Genomic DNA, 1,455 nt, shown 5'->3' with positions numbered 1-1,455 from the left:
CGCCGGTCTTCCTTGACGCCGCGCATACCGACGCCACCATCCCCGCGGCGCGCAACTGACCGTCACCCTGAACGGGCTGAACGGCCATCCCGCCCTGCGCATGCGCGCCACGCAGCACCCCGCGCTGGGACCGCATGATTTCCGATCGCTGGGCAATGCAAGCTGGAACGCGCAGACAACCCTGCTGGCCAGCGGCACGCTGACCCTGCGCGGCCGGGGGCGCGTGCTGGCGCGATGGAACCTGAAGGTCACCCCCAACCCCGCCCCGGAAATCGCATGGGGCAAGAACCCCGGCAGTCATGATGGCGAATGGCGCACCCGCCTGCCCTATCATGTCTCACAGCCCTATGGCATCGCGGGCATGCATGCGGAACTGATCATGCCGGACAGCCCGCGTGACCGGCTTGATGTCCCGATCCCGCTGAACGGCCACCCCCGCGTGGCGGATGATGTGGCCACCCCCGACCTGTCCGAAAACCCATGGGCGGGGGAGGATGTTACCGCGCGCCTCGTCGCCACGAGCAGCAGCGGCGTCACCGCCACATCCGCCCCGGTCCGGTTGCGTATCGGCGCGCGGAACTTCAGCAACCCGCTGGCCAAGGCGATCCTTGATATCCGCAAGCGCATCGCCCTGCGGCGGGAGAACCGCACGCAGGGCATGCGCGAACTGCTGGCGCTGGGTCAGGCCGATACCTTGCTGACCCATCAGGTCGGGCTGCTTCTGGCCCTTACCAGCACGGCGGCGATGCTGGACAGCGAGGATGTGCCCGATGACTACGCCATAACCCAGGCCACGGGGCGGCTCTGGTACCTGGCGCTCGACATCGAGCATAACCGCCACGACATCAATAACGAACAGGCCGATTTTGGCGTGCAGGCCGCGCAGGAAGCCGTACGGCAGCAGCTTGAACACATGCGCCAGATGGGAGCGGCGGGACAGGGCCCCGACCAGCAGGCCGAACTCCAGCACCGCATGCAGGCGCTGAAGGATGCGATTTCACGCAAGATGCAGGCCCTTGCCCAGCAGGCCATGCGCGAACATTCCGCCATGCCCGCCATTCCGGAAATGACCGCGCGCGGGGAGCAGAATCTGGGCCGCATGATGCAGCAGTTGCAAGATGACGCCGCCGGGGGCCGCAATGCCGACGCCATGCAGAAACTCCAGCAGATGGAGGACATGGCCGACAGCATGCGCAACGCGACCCCGCAGGACATGGTGCAGCTTGCCCAGCAGATGCAGGCCCGCCAGCGCGCCAGGGAACTGCGCCACGCGCTGCGTGACCTGACGGCCCGCCAGTCGCAACTGCTCGACCATGCCCAGTCGCGTCTGGACCAGGAGCGGCGCGAGCGCGAACGCGAAGCCGCGAAACAGCAGACGGACATGGATGAGGACGGATCCGACCTGTCCACCCTGTCCACGGCGGACCTGCTGCGCCAGTTGGGCATCACGCCGCC

Annotated in this window: 1 protein-coding gene; it reads left to right on the top strand. The window is 67.4% G+C overall.

Features of this window, described 5'->3' with window-relative positions:
• Positions 1–100 precede the first annotated feature (100 nt).
• Positions 101–1,455, top strand: a 1,355-nt coding sequence (locus JCM25156_RS25515; protein ID WP_242402716.1) for a DUF4175 family protein, incomplete at its 3' end; no start/stop codon positions are given.

Source organism: Komagataeibacter kakiaceti JCM 25156, assembly GCF_000613305.1.
The sequence above is the reverse complement of the archived record's forward strand: the minus strand, read 5'-3'. Positions and strand labels throughout refer to the sequence as shown.